The following is an 18398-nucleotide window of genomic DNA, read 5'->3' as shown; positions in this document are numbered from 1 at the left end:
CTTGTCAATCGAAGGACCACCCCCGTGAACACGCCCTCCTCGCGAGTCGTACCGCTCACCGACGCCACCCCCGCCCCGATCACCCCGCCCACGTTCGACACCGACTGGATCCTCGAGGTCGTCCAGACGATCTCGCACCGGCCGTGGCTGCTGGCCGTGGCCGCCGCGATGATCGCCGCCGCCCTCGCCGGATGGGCAGCGCTGCGGAACCTGATCGGCGACTGGCGCCACCAGCACCACGCCCGGCACGCCCGGCAGGTCACCATCGCCGCCCCGCCGCAGGTTGAAGCGGGCGGCGCGGGCGCGCTGTGGGCTAACCTGCACGGCCTACTGACACCCTCGCGGCGCAAACGGCTGATCTACGGCACACCGCACCTGGTGTGGCAGTACTCGTGGACCGGCCGGCACTTGCAGATCAGCGTGTGGGTACCCGGCACGGTTCCCGCGGGCGGAGTCGAAGCCGCGGTACGCGCCGCGTGGCCCGGCGCGGCCACCACCACGCAGCCGGTCACCGCGCCGATCCCCGACGACGTCGCGTCCGCCGTCGGCGGGCACCTGGCGCTGTCCGACCCGGAATGGCTGCCCCTGGAAGCCGACCACGCCGACGATCCGCTGCGCGCGTTGATGTCCGCCGGCGCCCAGCTCAAGGCCGACGAGTACGCGACCGTGCAGATCCTCACCCGCCCCGCCGTCCCGAAGCGCATCCGCCGGGCCCGCCGCGCCGCCGGCCAGCTCCGCACCGGGCGCAGCGCGGGCCTGAATCCGGGCGCGCTGGTCGGCGAGCTACTCAGCGTGTTCCTTCCCGGCGGTACCCGCACCGGCGCCAGCCGCAGCGCCGCCACCGCCGCCAGCCGCGACCCGGGGATCGCCCGCGACGTGCGCTTGATCCTGGAGAAGACGGCGCAGCCGTTGTGGCAGACCGGTATCCGTTACGCCGTGGCCAAGACCGGCGGCCGAGCCGCCACGCCGGCCGAAGGGCGTGTCCGTAACGTCGCCGACGCGATCGCGTCCTCCTTCGCCGTCTATACCGGCCGCAACCGGCTCGGCCGCCGCCAGCGCATGCCCCGCGCCGTCACCGTCCTCGCGGCTCGACGTCTGGGCGCCGGATTCCTCACCGGCGCCAGCGAGCTCGCGGCCCTGGCCGCGCTGCCGCGCGACCTGGCCGTGCCGGGCCTGGACCGAGCCCGCGCCAAGTCCATGCCCGTCCCCGTCGGCGTGCCCTCCGGCGGGCGCGGGGTCCAGGTCCTCGGCGACGCCGAAGTCGGCGGCCACTCCGTCGGCATTTCGGTCGAGGACGCCCGCTACCACACGCACATGGTCGGACAGACCGGCTCCGGCAAGACAACCCTCCTGGCAAACATGATCATCGACGACATCAAAGCCGGCCGCGGCACCGTCGTGCTCGACCCGCACGGCGACCTGATCCTCGACGTCCTCGACCGCATCCCGGAGTCGGCGGCGGAGCGGATCGTGTTGTTCGACCCCGACCAGGAAAACCCGCCGACCCTGAACCCTCTGGAGGGTGACGATCCGGATCTGGTGGTGGACAACCTGGTGTCGATCTTCTCGTCGATCTTCACCAAGGCGTGGGGGCCGCGGATGGACGACGTCATGCGGGTGTCCTGCCTGACCCTGCTGCGGCATCCGAACGTGACCCTGCAACACATTCCGCCCTTGTTGAACTCCGCGCAGTTCCGTTCGGAGATGGTCGTCGGGTTGGACGACCCGGACGGCCTCGCCGGATTCTGGCAGTGGTACGACTCGATGTCCGACGGCGTCCGCGCCCAGGTCATCGGCCCCGTCCTGGCCCGGCTGCGCGCGTTCCTGCTGCGCGACTTCGTCAAGCGCACGATGCGCTCACCGCGGTCGAGCTTCGACATGGGCAAGGTCCTCGACGGCGGCATCCTGCTCGTGCGCATCCCCAAGGGGGTGCTCGGTGAGGACACCGCCCGCCTGCTCGGTTCGCTGATCCTGGCCCGGGTGTGGCAGGCCGCCGCCGCCCGCGCCAACACACCAGTGGAGCAGCGCAAGGACTGTTCGATCTACCTCGACGAAGCGCAGAATTTCCTCACCCTGGCTTCGTCGCTGGACACGATGCTGGCCGAGGCCCGCAAGTACCGGCTGCGGATGATCCTGGCGCACCAGGACCTGGCCCAGTTCCCCCGGGAGCTGCTCGCCGCGGCGTCGGCGAACGCCCGCAACAAGATCTTCTTCAGTGTGGCGCCGGAGGACGCCCGGGTCCTGGCCCGACACACCCTGCCCGAGCTCGACGAGCACGACCTGTCGCACCTCGACGCCTACACCGCCGCGGCCCGGCTGATGGCCTGCGGCCGGCAGACCGCCACTTTCACCATGAAGACCCGCCCTCCCCGCGACGTGCTCGGGTTCGCTCAGCAGATCCGGGACAGGGTCGCTGAGCGCACCCCGGTGCAGGACGCCTCCGTCGTCGACCAGGTCGTTCGCAAACTCGCCGCCCGGCGATCCCGTGACAGTTCGCCTGCCTCCGACGACCGCGAGGACCGATCGGAACACGGAGACGCCGACCGGCGACAGCGCCGGCCCAAGGGCACACAGCCCCGGCGATAGCCGATCCTGCACCGCCCCGAACCTGGCGAAAACCGTTCAACCCGGTGCGTTCGGTAGCACGTTCAGGGCGACGTCAACCCCGACGTTGCCCTGTCCCTCGACGTCGACCCCTCGGCCCAAGTGGCCTGCGGCGTTATGCCCGCACACGGCCGGTGACAGGTCCCCAGCCAGGTCGCGTCGTCTCGAAGACTCCCTCCTCACTGGAGGGTCGTTTCCCATTACCCCAGGAGATTCCTTACCCATGAGTGCGAACAGCCTCAACCCCCGCCCAGATTCGCTGGATGCCGTGCGGCGTCTCACCGGCCGTGACCGCCTCGTGCTGTCCTGGCTGGCCGAGCACTACGTCCTGTCCACCGACCAGATCGCCGCCGCACTGTTCCCCACCCGGCGCGCCGCCCAAAGCAGGCTCACCGAGCTGCACCGCATCGGTGCCGTGTCCCGGTTCGCGTTCGCGCGTACCGAGACCGACTCCGGCGCCTACCGCTACACCCTCGGCCCGCTCGGGGTACAGCTGCACCCGGACGCCTACACCGACCCCGACCACCCCGGCGCCCGACCGCCGAAAACCCACCTGGAACGCCGGGCGAGGATCATCCGCAGCCCGCGGCTGAACCACCTGTCCGGGACCAACCAGTTCTTCATCGACCTGTACGCCGCCGCGCGGCGCAGCGGCGGACAGGCGGAGCTGGTGCGGTGGTGGTCCGAGCAACACGCCACCACTGTGTTCCGCTCCGCCACCAGTCAGATCCGGCCGGACGGGCACGGCATCTGGCGCCACGGCACCACCAGCGTCGGGTTCTTCCTTGAGCACGACACCGGCACCGAGGACCTGCCGCGCGTGGTGAAGAAGCTGACCCAGTACGAGCGGCTCGCCCACGAACGCGACGTGCGGTTCCCGCTGCTGTTGTGGCTACCGGATCGGCGCCGCGAAGCCCACCTGCTGCGCTCGCTGGCGCCGTTCCAGCTGCCCCTGCCGGTGGCCACGGCCGTGCACAGCAACGACCCCGCCGGGCCCGTCTGGGCGCTGCCCGGAGACCCCGGCCCGCGCCTGCACCTGCATGAACTACCCGGCTCCGACAGCGCCACCGACTGACCACTCAGGGGGAGGTGTCAGATACGCACCGTATCTGACACCTCGGTCGAAGCGCATGGGGTCAGGCCTTGAAAATCTGACACCGCCCGGCGCCTGCGCCGTGGTCTGAGATGCCTGACACCGCAGGTCAAGTGCCCTTTCCCGGCATGCACAGCAGGGCTTGCTGGCCGAAGGTGTCAGGTCATGCCGGTACCGTCCACGGCCACCACATAACACGAACAGAACCACCCCCGGTCGGTCCCACCTCGGACCCTCGCCGCACCACGGCACCCGCCTCGCTCACCCGCCTTCAAGGGCCGGTCAGCGCCGGGAAGCCCGCGGCGACCCCGACGGTCGCACCCACCACCGCACCACCGCAGTTTCCTGCAAGGCCAGCATCACCTCGTACGACCGCACCACCCCTACGACCACACGGTCGATCGCACCACGACACCCCGATCCCAGCACCGACCTGCCTGTCCGGCAGACCGGTCACTGACGCGCGCTCTGCGCACCACTTGCCGAAGGAGAACACCTGCATGGCCCATGACCTCAGCCCGGAGCCCACCCGCGAACGCGACCTACGCGTTCACCTCGACGCAACTGTCACCCGCCCCACCAAGCGCGGTCGGTCCTGGACCGTCGAGGCCGGGCGCTGGCGCGCCGAAGGCCGCACCGAGAAAGACGCCCTCGCCGCCCTCACCGCAGGGCTGCAGCAGTTCCTCGGCCACTACCAGGCGCCGAAGGTGTTCGCGTTTCGCGGACACGTCGCCGTGTTGAGCGCCGACCTCGGCGTCAGCGACACCGACACCGACACCCGAAGCCAATTCCAACAGCAGGTCGTCCATCCGCAAGGACGCATCGCGTATAGCGGCTTCACCGCCGACGGCGGCTGGGACGAGGCACAGCTTCCGCCCGCTGGGAGCTGGCGCACCGCACCACCGACTGGCACGACGAGGCCAGCGTCCACGAAGCCGCCGCCTACCTACAGGACCACCCGCAAGGTGTGCAGGACCGGTACGGGCCGGACGAGCTGTACCACTACGCCGCCTGGCAGAGGGCTGCCCGCGCGGCCATGAACGCCGGCCGCGACGACTGGCACGAATGGGCCTGGGAGCACCATGCGCAGTTCGCCGTAGCCCGACCCGCCGAACCCAGCCCCAGCGACTCCGACTGACCCTCGCGCCCAGCGCATCACCTTTCACGCCAACGAAGGAGAAGCCTGTATGACCCGACAATTCGGTACTCCGCTGACCCGCTACGGCAGCCGCATGCCCACCCCGACCCCCACCGCTGCCGGGCGGCCCGGCGCCTCGGCCCGCCCCGGCGGCAAGCCGGAACAGGACCGGCAGGCGGCGCCACCGGCGACCGCGACGGTGCGCGTCATGACCGTCTGCGTGCCCGAGGCGGTCCCCCACGATGTGCTCGCCGGCGGCTACCTCGACGAACACCTCGCCGTGCGAGGCACCCTGACCGCACGGTTCTGGGCCAGCCCCGCCCGCTACCCCTGGCACCGCCGCCTGCTGTTCGGACTACGCCCCGGACGCCCGGCCTACTGCGCCGGCGGCCCGGTCCGGCTGCTCGACCTCGACGGCATGCGCCACGGCGCGGCGCTTGCCGCCGGCATCCGTCACCGCATGTGGAAACAGGTCGTGCACGGCACCCGGCCGGCCACCAGTTGGCCGGCCTACCTCAACCGCCACCTCACCGACCCACAGCGCTACCCCCGCGACCGCGCGGAAGCTGACTTCGGCAAGCAGCCCCGCGTGGTGGCGATGCGCATGCACAACGCCGCACAGCCCGGCCCCGCCGGACACCTCGACCTCGCCGAGGTGGAGATGTACCAGGCCGGCCCGGCCGCTTACCAGCACTACAGCGCCGCCAGCGCCGTCACCGGCGACGCCGTATTCACCCACGACGGGGCCCTGCTGGCCCCGGCCAGCGACACCGCCGCCGACCGCATCACCTACCTCGAACACGCCGGCCGCTACCTGCACAACCTGCCCCCACGGCAGCGGCTGCTCGCCGTCACCGTCTGACCTTGCCCCCACAACATCCTCGAAGGACATCAGCGCAATTTGAGACACCCCAGCCTGACCTACCGCGGCCTGCTGATCGAGATGACCGAGCAGCTGCGCCACGTACCCGCCGACAAGCTCGCCGAAATGCTCGACGCCCCGGTACGCATCAGCTTCCCCGGCGGGGACCTCACGATCGAGAGCGTCACCGTCGAAGAGGGCTACGACGCAGAACCCGACGAGGATCCCAGCGACACCCAGCCGTGGCACCTCACCATCAGCCCCTGGCTGATCTGACCCTGCAGCCTCGGCCCCGACGGCAGGGCCAACAGCGCAAGCTCGGCCAGCGCAACGGCCGCGCTTTCCCTCTTCCTCCTGCGAACACCCAACCTATTGACTGGAGTTGTTGATGACGGCTGTCCTCACCCGACTGTGGTGGCGCCTCGAAGACGTGCTGCCCCTGGCCGAACACGCCATGGTCTGCCCCACCCAAGCCCGCACCGGCGTACGGCAACGTGCCCATGCCCTGGAAGCTCCGGCGCTGACCTGGAGCACCACCGGCGGCCCCGACCTGCTCACCTCCACCGGCGTGCCGAGCTGGCGCCGCCCGGACGGCACCGAACATCACGCCGAGGCGCACACCTGGCGGCACCGCACCGGCCGGTACGGCACCGCCTGGCGCGACACCTACCACCACGCGCACCTGCCCCTGCTCGCTTCCGACGGGCACCGCAGCGTCCTGGAGAGGCTGCGCGATGCCCGCGACAGCGGCCGGCAGCACTGGGTCACTATCGACATCGACCCCGCCGACGACCACCTCATCGCCGCCGACCGCGTCAAGACCGCCGGGCACCGAGACCAGCTCGCCCCCGACGGCGCCCGCTGGCACCTCGACGCCGTCACCAGCCCAACCGTGGGCGGCGTTGCCTACCCGGCGTGGGTCGCCGCCGCCTACCGCACCGCCGACGGTGCCGTGCTCGCCCGTTTCGACCAGACCACCACTGCGCGGATGATCGACGACCTGTCCCGGTTGCATCACCACCCGGGCGCAAGGCCCGGCGAGTATCCGCTGCTGCGCGTGGACGCTGAAACGCTGGTGGTCCTGGAGGAATACGAGGCCGGCCGCACGGTCGCCTACCGAGAGATCGAGCGGATCGTGCCGGACGACGAGGGCCGGTACGCCATCGGCGCCTACCTGTGGCCCTGGCAGATCGCTGAGTCCCGCCACTACCGCCGGTGGCCCTGGACGGCGGCACTGCGCCGACGCCGGCAAGCGGCTCCTCGGCACCAGGGGCCCGCTCGCGCGGTCGAGCCGAGTCGGGTCCAGAGAGCGTGAAGCGCTCGCTGCGCTGATGCACCGACCCTGACGTCCCTTCCCCGATCCCCCCATCTTGAGTAGTGGAGACACACGACTACATGCCTGCCCTTCCGCCTGGTTCACGGCTGCTTACCGCCGACGAGGCCGTCGAGGCGCTGATCACCGGCGACCACGGCGAGGCCGCCCCCGGCACCCTCGAACTCGACGCCGCCCTGGTCGAGCTCCTGCGCAGCGGACAGATCGTCGCAGCCCGGATGCCCGATCAGCGGATCGCGTTCAGCCCAGTCCCTGCGGCAGACGACCAGTCCCCGCCCGCCTGAACCCCGCACCAGACTCGGACACCTTCGCCCCGCCGCCGACCTCCGGCTCGCGGGGCTTCTTCATACCCACAGCCAGTTTCGCAAGCCGGGCGCCGCAGCCCTCCACAGACCGCGGAGCCCGGCCTGCCGATTCCCATTCCTCACTACCGAAATTGGAGGCCTCCCGCCATGGGCGAACGCACCCTCACCGGGATCCTGATTCCCGCCAACCGACGCCGATACCTGGCCGTCTACAGCCAATGGGCGACCGACATCCCCGACCTGCTCGCCGAGCTACGCCACGAAGGGCGTGGCACGCATCAGCAAGACACCGCCGCGCTAGCCGAAGCCATGATCGGCCGCGTGGCCCGCCGCCACCTGGTCCGCGGCCGTCTCGACGAGCACCCCGACGTCGACCTGGTGCAGCTCACCCTGCTGGACCCCGATCACGCCGGCATCAACGTCTACGCCAACAGGCTGCCAAGAGGGCAGTGGGACCGGCTCCGCGGTGCGCACTGGGCGCTGTACAGCCGCCATCGCCTCGCCGAGTCCACCGATGACCTCTTCACGCTGACCCGCCGAGACACCGGCACCGTCTGGACCTGCACCCACTGCGGCACCACCGATCAGGTCAAGTTCAGCGTCCGTTTCCGGCTCGGCAGCGAGCCTGCCGGCCCGGAGGGCGAACGGTCGGTCGCCACCTGCGGCGGCTGTCGATCCGCCGAGATCACCGACCCGCACTTCACCGTCACCCGCACGCCGCCACCCGCACCAGAGGTGACGCGGCACGCCGACTAACAGCCCCGAGCCCGCACGCGAGCCCCACACCCCGCCGCCGGGTGTGGCGCTCTCGTGTTCCTCCGCCGTCTCTCGCCAAGGAGCCGCCACGATGCCCGCCATCACCATCTGCCCCCGGCCGACGTCTCCTGCCCGCCCATACCGCTCGCCGGGCCGGAGCGGGCGATGAGTAGCCGGCTTCTGCTGTGGATCGCGGCGGCCGTCATCGGCTTCATCCTGTTGTGCGCGGCCGGTGCCGGTGTGCTGACCGGGGGCGCGGCCGACACGGGCCTCGCCTGCACTCCGGAGCTGGCCGCCAGCGCTCCCGCGTCGAGCAGCCCCGCCCCGACGCCTTCCGTACGGGTGTCGGTGACGCCTGCCGTCGACGGCCGCTACCCGGCCATCGGCCGCTGGGATGCGACCCAGGTCGCTAACGCGGCCACCATCATCGCCGTCGGACAGCGCCTCAACGTGCCGCAACGCGGCCTGGTGGTGGCTCTCGCCACGGCTATGCAGGAGAGCAATCTGCACAACCTCGACCACGGCGACCGCGACAGCCTCGGGCTGTTCCAGCAGCGCCCGAGTCAGGGCTGGGGCAGCCGCGCGCAGGTCACCGACCCTCAGTACGCGGCGACCGCCTTCTACCGGCGGCTGCTCAAGGTCGACGGCTGGCAGGCCATGCGGGTCACGCAGGCGGCGCAGGCCGTGCAACGCTCGGGCCTGCCCACCGCGTACGCGAAGTGGGAGGCCGACGCGACGATGCTCGTCACTCGCCTCGCCGGCACTGCCGGCGTGCCGCAGCCGTGCACCGCCGTCGCGATCGGCGGCCAGGGCTGGGTCAAACCCGTGGACGCGCCCATCGTGTCCGGTTTCCGGACCGGGCAACGTCCCGGCCATGACGGTGTCGACCTCGGCGCCGCCCGCGGCACCCGCATCGTCGCCGCGTCCGCCGGCACCGTCTCCCGGGTGCGGTGCAACGTCGGCGCCGGTTCCTGCGACGTCGACGGCCATCCCGGCCTCGGCGGGTGCGGCTGGTACGTCGACATCACCCACCCCGCAGGGGTGATCACCCGCTACTGCCACATGCTCACCCGCCCCCTCGTGCGCGAGGGCCAAACCGTCGTCGCGGGGCAGCAGCTCGGCGTGGTCGGCAGCAGCGGCAACTCCTCCGGCCCGCACCTGCACTTCGAGGTGCACCGCAACGGCGACGCCGGCAGCACGGGCGCGATCGCGCCGCAGGACTGGATGCGCGAACACGGCGCACCCCTCGGCTGAAACCAGCGGCGCGCTTGTGCCCTCGCCCCGGCCGTAGCGCGAGCACCACGAACCGGTGGCAACTCAATTCCTCTCCACCCCATTCAGCGTCGGTCACGCGCCGACCACTATGAAAGGTCACAGAGCATGTCAGATCGCGGCTACATCGGCATGGAAAAGGATGGCGTCGTCACGGCCCGATACCTGCACGGCGCTGACGAGCCGGAAATCCTGGTCCCGAAGCTACGCGCCATCTGGGACGGCCTACAGCGCGACAGCCATCGCCTGTGTACGGCACTGCTCGCCGAGGACTGGTCCTACCTCAGCACCGACCAGAGCGGCCCCTACATCAACTTCGTACCGGGAGTCGGTTGCCCGTCTCCCGGCGGAACCAGCCCTAAGCCGGCCCGTATCCCGCTTGCCGGACCCATCTCCGCTTACCTCGGATGGCTGTATGTCATCGCGCCGGACTCCAGCGTCATCACCGTGTACGAGGCCACGGTTCATGACCGCTGGCTGCGCCATAGCGTCCACGAGCTACGCACCGACCGCTGAAATACCCCCGGAGGGAAGCCAAGAGGCGGCGGGAAGCCGGTAGAGCATTGCCTGAACCGCGCCGCATGCCTGACGCAGGCACCGACCCTCGTCGTCGCTGTGGACGCCTCGCCTTCGTCGCCCGCGGGCGATGTCCTGCCGCATCCTGAGCGCCCCGATCGCCGGCCTTTGTCGCGGCGAGATCCCGTACCACCGCGCGACGATGCCCCCGCCCAGACCTGAGAGGAGGCGGGCGCCGGCCTCCGCGCATCCCACCTCATCCCGAAAGTCCGCGACCGACCGGTCGCGGACTTTTCCGTTTCCGAGAAAGGAAGACCTACGTGCCTGAACATGACTCCCGGCCATTGCCTGCCGCACTCGCCATCGATCACGTCGTACAGGAACTGACCGAACACGCCGGCTACCGCATCGACGGCCAACCCTTCAACTACGTCGCGGCCACCGCCCCGGACGCGCTACTCGCCTGGCTATCGGCGGCCGGCCAGTACGCCTCAGCCGACTACCAGCTGCAGATGTTGCAGCGGCAGATCGCCGGCATGCGCGCCGAAATGGCACCCAACTCCGGCCTGAACAACGACGACATCGAACTCTTCGTCGAAGCGCTGGGCGGCCTGCTTGCTCTGCATGCCACGGTGAGCGCGGCCCTCGACGAGGCGCATCACGCGTTCATCGCCGCCTGCCAGCCGCTCAGCGACGAAGGGCTGCTGACCCCGGATGGACGGCAGTGGCGCGGCATCGACCTGATCACCCCTGCCCGACTCGATCCGGTGGCCGTGCAGGTACCCCAGGACGCGGCAGCACCATGGCCGCTGGTCAGAGCCGGCCACATCGTCGTCGACGTACTCGCCCGCCTGCACCAGGACACGGCGCCCGAACCCGGCACCCCGGTGCTGCGCCGCACCCCAGGCGGCTTCGCCACCCTGAACCACCAGGGCGTGTGGCGGCGGCTACTGCCCGACCCCGACGGACGGTACCTGCTGCGCGGCTTCGCCTGGCACACCCCACCAGCAGAGCCCGAACCGGCATTAGCACCGCAACCGCCTGTCGAGGAGACCGGCAGCGCCTGGATCAGCCGCTTCCTCAGCCCCGGCGACCGATTCGACCGCGCGACCCTGCCCGCAGGCCGGCACGGTATCGAACTGTCCGACGGCAGAGTCGTCGTCGACACCGCCGCCGGCTTCGCCGCACTCGGCCACGCCCTGCTCGCACAGTTCGACCCGCCCACCTTCGACGAGGTCGAAACGGCCGGGCTGTGCGGCAACGGCACCGACGGCACCGGCCCGCACCGCTGGCCCGACGTGGCCCGCGCAGCCCTCACCAGACCCGTGACCGTCTACATCGCCGACGTGTCCACCCGCCACTTCGACTGGTACGGCACGGGCCTGTCCGAGGACGAGGCCCGCGACAGCCTCATGCGGGCCTGGCAGCAACACGCCGCACATCATGGCGCCGATCCGCAGTTCCTGCGCCGCGACGAGCTCAACGTGCGGCATGGCGTCATCGGCACCGCATGGCGCGACCAGCATGCGTTCCCGCCAAGCCCCTGATCTGCCGCCGGACGGCGGTCAACGGATCGGCCCTCCGGCGGCCCGGCATCCGACAACAACGAGAAAAGGAAGACCCTCCATGCCCCAGAAGACGATCTTGGTGGCGGTGCTCGTCCCTGCCACCGCCACCCTCGACACCATCGCCGCGCATCTCGCCGCGCCGCTGCAGACGGTCGTGCCGTCGGTCATCGACCGGTACCGGCTCGGCGGGCGGTTCACCGCCGCGTGGGACCCGGACTACCAGCCGCGCACCGAGCCGGCGAACTGGCGGCCCTGCCGCCCCTGCCGCACCACCGGCCTGGTCGCCGGTGATGCCTGTCCCGACTGCGCCACCGCCGTGCACGAGGGCCGCTTCGCCGGCACGGTGCTGGCCCCCAGCGACCAGTGGGCCGCTCACCCCGGTGACCTCGTCCCGCTGGCACGGCTGCTCGACCCGGACTGGCAGTTCCTCGCCGGCCGCTCTGGTGAGCGCACCGCCACACCGGTGCTGTGGGCGGACCCGTCGGTGCGCGGCACGAGGTGGCTCGACGTCGCCGAACACCCCGGCGACTTACCTCCAGCCCTGGCCACGATCTTCGAACGGCTGCGTGACGGCACGCGCCTGCCGGATCCCAGCGGGGCCCCGTTCGACCCGGGCGCGTGGCAGGTCGCCGTGGTCGAGGCCCGCACCACCAGCGCCGAGGACCGCGAGGACGACCTGGTGATCGGGTCGGTCGTGCTCATCACCGACCCCGAGCACGTCGAGAAGGACACCTGCGCCGACCAGCTGTACGTGGTCAGCGACGACATGAACCGCCCCGAGTCCTATGTGACGGTGCGCCTCGGCGACTACGGGCCCGCCACCCCCGGCCACGCCCTGTGCGAGGTCGACCCGGCGCGGGTGTGGCTGCAACCGGTACCGCCCGACACGCCGCCCTACCGCTTCAGCCCCGAGGACGGCCTCGCGTAGCAGCAAGCCATCCCACACATCACCCCCGCGTGTTCTCAGGTCCGCGACCGCCGGTCGCGGACCTTCCCGTCTTCTTCCGAAAGGCAGGCTCACATGTCTCACCCCGATTCGCAGCCCACACCGGCAGCACACCGTGCCCGTCAGGCCGACCCCGCCTCAGCGCACGTATTCGCCGAGGTCCGGGCCGCCGCTGCCGCCTGCGGTCGTAACGCCGCCGACTGGTGGGCGCAGGACACCATCGGTGCCCGCGCCACCGGTGACCTCACCGACCGCGCCCGGCACGTCCTGGCCGGCGTCGACAGCGGCGACCCCGCCGTGCTCGACGAACTGCCCCACGCGCTCTCCGCACTGGCCGCCAGCAGGCCCGGCGAGGCGGATCCCGACGCAGCGGACCTGCCGCCCGCCGTGGCGGCGCAACTGCGCGACGACCGGCACGCCGAGGACACCTTCATCGACGGGTACACCGAGGCGATGCTCGACCGTGTCGCCGAGCTGTGCCGCATCGCGATCAGCCCGCGCGGTGACGGCCGGGACATGTCGCACCTGCACCCCGACGGCATCCGTATCGGCCGGGCCGGGGTGTTCTCCGGCGACTGGTCCTGGACCAGCGATGACGGTCCCGGCCGCTACCGGGTCGGCTACGCCGGAACTCTGATCGACCGGTGGAACGGCTGGGCGGTGTTCTCCTGCACCCGCAAGGTCGCCGAGGCGATCGTCGCCGAGCAACAAACCGTCCGCGAGCAGTACCGCAACGAACAGCGACACCAGGGCAAGCAAGGCGCCGACCTGGAAAGCCTCGTCGACCAGATGTGGGCGAACCTGTACTTCGACGGCGACGTCATCGTCGCCGACCAGCGGCAGATGTACGACGACCCCGAGGCCATCGACCGCATCATGCCGGACGCCGACGGCCGGTACGTGGTGATGGGCTGGAACTGGTGCTGGGACGCCGTCGACCCTCTCGACTGCGAACGCATCGTCGGAGACCTGCCCGAACCCGGCGACGAGCAGCAGTACGTGCTGCTGCGCCACACCCCCGGCATGCAGGTGCCCCACGATCGGCTGCGCGCCACCGACGTGCAGCGCCACGTCACCGACGACGGAGCCGGGTTCACCGCGATCCTCACCCTCGACGGCACGCCGGTCGCCACTATCACGAACCCCGGCAACGGGGGCGCGACCACGCTCACCAGCCTCGACGGCCAGCCCGAGTGGCAGGGCATGGCCGACTACCTGGCCGGCGCCTGGCATCAGGGCGCGCCCGTCGAGCAGAGCAGGCTGCTGATCGCCCTGGTCACCGAGACCGAACTCGACGATGCCCTCACCCGAGCCGCGGCGGCCGACGCGGCGGTGCTGCGGCTGATCGACGACCACGGCTACACCCGCGAAGTGAGCGCATGCACCCCCGCCCCGCGCGGCTGGCAGCAGCTCATCAAGGTCGGCGACCGCGTCACCGCCGACAGCACCGGCTCGGACGGGACCCGCTGGCAGATCTGGACCGGCCGGCACCGGCAAACCCTGCCCACCACCGCCACCGCGGTCACCATCCCGCACTGACCGCCGTCCGCACACCACAACCCCGCGGCGAAGATCCGCGACCTTGCAGCACGTTCTGCATCCCCCGGGGAGGGGGTCACGTCGGCGGCGTGACCCCCTCCTGTCCTTTCCTGAACAGGAGAAGAGTCCCGTGACCGGACCCCTCGATGCCTGCCAGCGCAGTACCTGCGCCGGCGAAGCCACCCACCCGGGTGGCGTGCATCTCGACCCGACCCACCGCCTGTATGACGGTCCCGACATCAGCCTGCGGGCACTGCCGTCGGCTGTGCGCGAGCCGGCCATCGCCCTGCTGCACGCCGCGCGCCGCGACTCCTGGAACCTCACCGCGGTCCACATGGCCCTGCACCGGCTCGCCCGCGAGATCCATCGGCTGCAAGCCCAGGTCGCCGCGGTTCAGGTGGACCGCGACCGCAGTGTCCGCGCCGCGATCGCCCGCGCCGAGGACTGCGCCGAACACGGCCCTGACCTGCGCTACGAACAGCATCAGGCGTACTGGTTCTCCCGGCTCGTCGAGGCCAAGGACGCCGAGCGGGTGGTGTGGCTCAGCGCCGTGCACGACATCAACCGGGCGCTCACCGGCCGCAGCGACGACTGGGCCGCCGCGCTGCGCGCCCACCTCGCCCAAATCCAGCGGCAGGCCGCCAAGACCCGGGCCGGAGGCGATGCCCCGACCCTGGCGGACTGCCAGCGAGCCGGCCGCTGCGAGCACCCGCCGACGGACCCGCACGTCGCCTGCCAGCAACTGACCGCGGTTCCCCGCGACGCCGAGCCGGAACACACAAGTGGCTGACCTGGCATTGCGATCCGCGCAAGCCTGGGGGCCTGCCGCAACCGATCACCGCGGGGATGCGCCTGTGGTCGGCGACTTGACTCGGCGCGCGGATCGAAGCGTGCATGGCATCCCCCGACACCGACCCGCGGCGCCACGCACCGACGGGCCAGCCCCGGAAAGGAGTGTCTGCTCCGCGATGACCGCAGCGTTGACGCCGGCGCACGCCACCCGCGCCGTCCGGCAAGCGCTCACGGCGGCCGGCCTCACCGAAATGGTGCGGACCGTGACCTCACGTCCGGCCGTTGCCGGTACCGGTTTGAGCCGCGCGGTCCGCACCGACGTGACCCTGCACCCGCACCAGCGGCCGGAGCCGATAGCCGCCGTCCTGGCAGGGCTGCCGGACGTGGTGCAGACCCTGACCACCGCTACGTCGGTAGCCGTGTACCGCGCTGAACGGCCGCCCAGCACTGCGGCACCGCAGTCGCGACGAGAGCGCCGACGTCTGCGCATGCAGCGGCTGACGGCCTGCGACCAGAGCCCCGACCTCTCCACTCCTGACGCCGCCGCTGGGGCGGCGACCCGAAAAGAAGGAGATACCACCATGTCCGAACCGCAACCACCCACCCCCACGCTGAACCGGATCCTGGCCGCGCTCGCGGTTCTGCACACCGCCACCGCTAAGGACATCGCCACGCACGCGGGGCTCGGCTACTCGACGGTGACCCCGAAACTGCGCGAGCTCGACGGGCAGAAGCTGGCCGAACGCGACGGCACCCGCGACGGCCAAGCGCTGTGGCGTCCCACCCCGGCCGGAATCCTGGCCGCCGCGGTCGCCGCCGGACAGACCGCACCCGCCGATCAACCGGTCGACACCCCCGGCGGCGACGCCCCTGTGCCCGATCTCCAGGCACCCGACGTCGACACACCCGGCGGACAGAGCACACCCGACCCGGCGTCGCCGCACACCGAGCATCCGGACGACAAGGGTGCCGAGGGCGTGCCGGTGAACGAGGAGCCGGCCGCCCCTGAACCGGCCCATGTCGATGAGGTTCCGGCCGATCAACCGGCAGCGGAACCGGCGACCGCCCCTGACACGGACAGCGGCGACGCCGCGACTACGCCTGCGGCGGGCGATACCGATCCGGACACCACTGACACTGCGGAGGCGGTCTTGGAGCCGACACCACAGCGGCGCCCCGCCGGAAGCCTGGGCAAGTCCGCCGTCCAATTCCTGCGAGACCACCCCGGCGAGACGTTCACCGCCGGGCAGGTGGCCAAGGCCATCAACCTCGCGGACGCCGACAAAGGCTACGCGAAAGCTTCCCCCGGCGCCGTTACCAACGCCCTGACCACGGCCGCCGGAGACGGCCAGATCCGCCACCACATCGACGGCAAACGCTCTACCTACGAAGCCGCCTAACAGCACGGGGGCACAGTGCCTTCACCTCACCCGGCGCGAAGGGGGAACTCACCACGGCACAAAACCCGAATCCGGTTCTCCCTTCGCGCCGCACCCCTGCGATCGAACGCAAAGGACGACGCCCCTTCCCATGGCTACCGACCTGCACTTCTCCCTACCCGACGTCCTACGGCTGGCCGAACACGCGGTCGCCTCCCGCCGGCACCGGCGCACGTACGAGGAAACCCTCACCGGCACGGCCTGCCCCGGAGCAGCACTCGAATGGGTCACTGACCGGGGCACATACCTGACGTCCAACGGCAGGCCAAGGTTGTTGCCGGACCCTCACGACGACACCACCGGGCACGCCGTCTACGCGCACGGCTGGGGTCGCGACAGCGACCGTCGCGCCCTGGCTCGCACCGACGTCGGCGACAACGACTTCTGCAAACACCTGCACCTGACCGGCGCCGACGGCGACCCGCTGTTGCAGATGCTGCGCCACGCCACCGCCGCCCACTACCCGTGGTTCGTGATCACCGTCGACGGCGCCGACCTCGACGTCAGCTGCCGCACGGACGGCCCCACCACCTAAACCCGGCACCACCCACGGCAGGCAGCACCAATACCGCGGCTCCCTGCCGCCGGGGACAGCCCGTGCCGCCGCGCAGCTCGCGGCGCCGCGAGCTTGCTCAACCACCAATCCCTTTGCTCGGTGCCGTGCTTCCGCGCGCCCGAAAACACCCCCTCGAAAGGAAATCCTCCGTGGACGCCCACGCACGCATGAACACGCCCTCCGGGCATCACCCGCCCAGCACAGGACTGAGCACCATGCCCGCGCCTGCCGCGCAGCCGGCGTCGGTGGACACCCTCGCCTACCCGATTTCCCCCGACTACGTGAAGAGCTGGACTGCGGTGAGGGCGATTTGCGAACTCGTCGCCAACGCCCTCGACGAGGACCCACACGCCCGGATCAGTTGGGCCGACGGGGTGCTGACCATCGCCGACGACGGCCCCGGTATCCCCGAAGAAGGTCTGGTCCTGGGCTACTCCACCAAGACGAGTCAGCAGATCGGCCAGTTCGGTGAGGGCAAGAAGCTCGCCTTCCTGGTGCTGGCCCGCAGCGCCGAGGTCGGCGAGCTGAGCTGCGACACGGTCGGGTACTCCTTCACCCCGACGGTCGAGCGGCACCGCCTGCTCAACGGGATGATCCCGTCCCGCTCAGGTCGAGGCGCGGAGATGTTGGTCTACCACCTGCACCGTACCGGCCGGACCAACGGCACCGTCATCACCGTCGCCTGCGAGCAGGCGGTCGCGCAGGAGGCCATCGGCCGGTTCCGGACCCTGACCGAACCCGGCTACACACCACCGGCGGCTCCCGGTGAGTGCGTCCTGGACGGTGAACCGGGACGGGTGTGGATCGGCGGAGTCCTGGTCAACACCATCCCGGGCCTGCTGGCCTCCTACGACCTGCCGCTGGACGACGAGGCCCTGCAGAACCGCGACCGCACCGTCATTGAAGCCGGCGCTCTCGCCGACGCGGTCCGCGCCATCCTCGCCGCCAGCGAAGACCTCCAGGTCATCGACCGCTTCGCCCGCCATGCCCTCGACGGCGGCAGGCTACGCGAGCCCGAGCAGTACTTCGACCGCGTCACTGCGCCGCGCGCCCGCGCGGCCTGGCGCACCTGGGCTCGCGCCAACCTGTCGGAGAAGACGTTCTACTCGGGCTCCGGTGCCGAAGAGTCCGCCCTGCTGCTGGTCGACCGCGGTTACACCGAGGCCACGGCCACGGGCCTGTCGAACTACCAGCAGCAGGTGCTCATGACCCTGCTCGGTGTCGAGTTCGCCAAGGCCCAAATCGTCCGCCACCATGACCGCACCCGCGGCAAGACGACGTGGGTTGCCGCCAAGGCGCTGACCGCTGCCGAGCGGACGGTGCTCGCCGACGGCTGCGACCTGGTCTGCCGGGCGATCGGCCCGTACGCCCTGGACCGGGTCCGGGTGTACAGCGAGAGCGAAAGCTCGCCCTGCGCGGACGGCTTCTACAGCCCGACCACCGGCGACGTCGCCATCCACCGCGACGTGCTCGCCGACCGGCACCGCACCCTGCTCGTGCTGCTGCACGAGGCCGCCCACCGGGTCGGACACCGCGGCGGCGGACCACGACGGGCGGCGATCCCCGACTACCACGACCGCAGCCGCGGCTTCGAAAACATCCCTGAGCGACTTCGCCGCCACCCTGCTCGGTCACCTCGCCGGCGCCGGCCTGCCCGAACCTGAAGCGCTGCCCGAAAA

General features: G+C 71.0%; 18 protein-coding genes. 17 read left to right on the top strand and 1 reads right to left on the bottom strand.

Features of this window, described 5'->3' with window-relative positions; all coding sequences use genetic code 11:
• The first annotated feature begins 168 nt into the window (after window positions 1-168).
• The gene (locus tag AB0368_RS06770) at window positions 169-2586 is read left to right on the top strand and encodes a type IV secretion system DNA-binding domain-containing protein (RefSeq protein ID WP_366152925.1); all 2418 of its coding nucleotides are present in this window, start codon (window positions 169-171) and stop codon (window positions 2584-2586) included.
• Between the two features lie 241 nt (window positions 2587-2827).
• Window positions 2828-3679 carry a replication-relaxation family protein gene (locus AB0368_RS06765; protein ID WP_366152798.1) on the top strand — a complete coding sequence of 284 codons (852 nt, stop codon included), beginning with the start codon at window positions 2828-2830 and terminating at the stop codon, window positions 3677-3679.
• 560 nt (window positions 3680-4239) lie between these two features.
• On the opposite strand, the gene AB0368_RS06760 is transcribed toward AB0368_RS06765, so the two are convergent.
• Window positions 4240-4506, bottom strand: coding sequence for a hypothetical protein (locus AB0368_RS06760; protein ID WP_366152797.1), 267 nt, complete (start codon window positions 4504-4506; stop codon window positions 4240-4242).
• Window positions 4507-4664: 158 nt separating this feature from the next.
• On the opposite strand from AB0368_RS06760, the gene AB0368_RS06755 reads away from it, so the two are divergent.
• From AB0368_RS06755 to AB0368_RS06685, 15 genes are all read left to right on the top strand, one after another.
• Window positions 4665-4835: a hypothetical protein gene (locus AB0368_RS06755; protein WP_366152796.1), complete on the top strand. Its 171-nt coding sequence runs from the start codon at window positions 4665-4667 to the stop codon at window positions 4833-4835.
• 49 nt (window positions 4836-4884) lie between these two features.
• Window positions 4885-5697 carry a hypothetical protein gene (locus AB0368_RS06750; RefSeq protein WP_366152795.1) on the top strand — a complete coding sequence of 271 codons (813 nt, stop codon included), beginning with the start codon at window positions 4885-4887 and terminating at the stop codon, window positions 5695-5697.
• 39 nt (window positions 5698-5736) lie between these two features.
• The gene (locus AB0368_RS06745; protein ID WP_366152794.1) at window positions 5737-5973 is read left to right on the top strand and encodes a hypothetical protein; all 237 of its coding nucleotides are present in this window, start codon (window positions 5737-5739) and stop codon (window positions 5971-5973) included.
• Window positions 5974-6085: 112 nt separating this feature from the next.
• The gene (locus AB0368_RS06740) at window positions 6086-7012 is read left to right on the top strand and encodes a hypothetical protein (RefSeq protein ID WP_366152793.1); all 927 of its coding nucleotides are present in this window, start codon (window positions 6086-6088) and stop codon (window positions 7010-7012) included.
• A gap of 80 nt (window positions 7013-7092) precedes the next feature.
• On the top strand, window positions 7093-7314 hold the full coding sequence (locus AB0368_RS06735) for a hypothetical protein (protein WP_366152792.1): 222 nt from the start codon (window positions 7093-7095) through the stop codon (window positions 7312-7314).
• 168 nt (window positions 7315-7482) lie between these two features.
• Window positions 7483-8091 carry a hypothetical protein gene (locus tag AB0368_RS06730; protein ID WP_366152791.1) on the top strand — a complete coding sequence of 203 codons (609 nt, stop codon included), beginning with the start codon at window positions 7483-7485 and terminating at the stop codon, window positions 8089-8091.
• A 165-nt stretch (window positions 8092-8256) separates the two neighbouring features.
• Window positions 8257-9345: a M23 family metallopeptidase gene (locus AB0368_RS06725; protein WP_366152790.1), complete on the top strand. Its 1089-nt coding sequence runs from the start codon at window positions 8257-8259 to the stop codon at window positions 9343-9345.
• 126 nt (window positions 9346-9471) lie between these two features.
• Window positions 9472-9879, top strand: a complete 408-nt coding sequence (locus AB0368_RS06720; protein ID WP_366152788.1) for a hypothetical protein — start codon at window positions 9472-9474, stop codon at window positions 9877-9879.
• Window positions 9880-10199: 320 nt separating this feature from the next.
• Window positions 10200-11426, top strand: coding sequence for a hypothetical protein (locus AB0368_RS06715; protein WP_366152787.1), 1227 nt, complete (start codon window positions 10200-10202; stop codon window positions 11424-11426).
• Window positions 11427-11505: 79 nt separating this feature from the next.
• Window positions 11506-12375 (top strand): hypothetical protein, encoded by an 870-nt coding sequence (locus tag AB0368_RS06710; protein ID WP_366152786.1) that lies wholly within the window; start codon window positions 11506-11508, stop codon window positions 12373-12375.
• A gap of 93 nt (window positions 12376-12468) precedes the next feature.
• Window positions 12469-13932 (top strand): hypothetical protein, encoded by a 1464-nt coding sequence (locus AB0368_RS06705; RefSeq protein ID WP_366152785.1) that lies wholly within the window; start codon window positions 12469-12471, stop codon window positions 13930-13932.
• A 130-nt stretch (window positions 13933-14062) separates the two neighbouring features.
• Window positions 14063-14722 (top strand): hypothetical protein, encoded by a 660-nt coding sequence (locus AB0368_RS06700; RefSeq protein ID WP_366152784.1) that lies wholly within the window; start codon window positions 14063-14065, stop codon window positions 14720-14722.
• Window positions 14715-16124, top strand: a complete 1410-nt coding sequence (locus AB0368_RS06695; protein WP_366152783.1) for a hypothetical protein — start codon at window positions 14715-14717, stop codon at window positions 16122-16124. The genes AB0368_RS06700 and AB0368_RS06695 overlap by 8 nt, the downstream gene beginning before the upstream one ends.
• Before the next feature lie 130 nt (window positions 16125-16254).
• Window positions 16255-16698: a hypothetical protein gene (locus AB0368_RS06690; RefSeq protein WP_366152782.1), complete on the top strand. Its 444-nt coding sequence runs from the start codon at window positions 16255-16257 to the stop codon at window positions 16696-16698.
• Window positions 16699-16868: 170 nt separating this feature from the next.
• Window positions 16869-18383, top strand: coding sequence for a hypothetical protein (locus AB0368_RS06685; protein ID WP_366152781.1), 1515 nt, complete (start codon window positions 16869-16871; stop codon window positions 18381-18383).
• Window positions 18384-18398: the final 15 nt, after the last annotated feature.

This window comes from Actinoplanes sp. NPDC051475, assembly GCF_040689425.1.
GTDB lineage: Bacteria > Actinomycetota > Actinomycetes > Mycobacteriales > Micromonosporaceae > Actinoplanes.
This window is presented reverse-complemented; position numbering and strand designations above follow the sequence as displayed.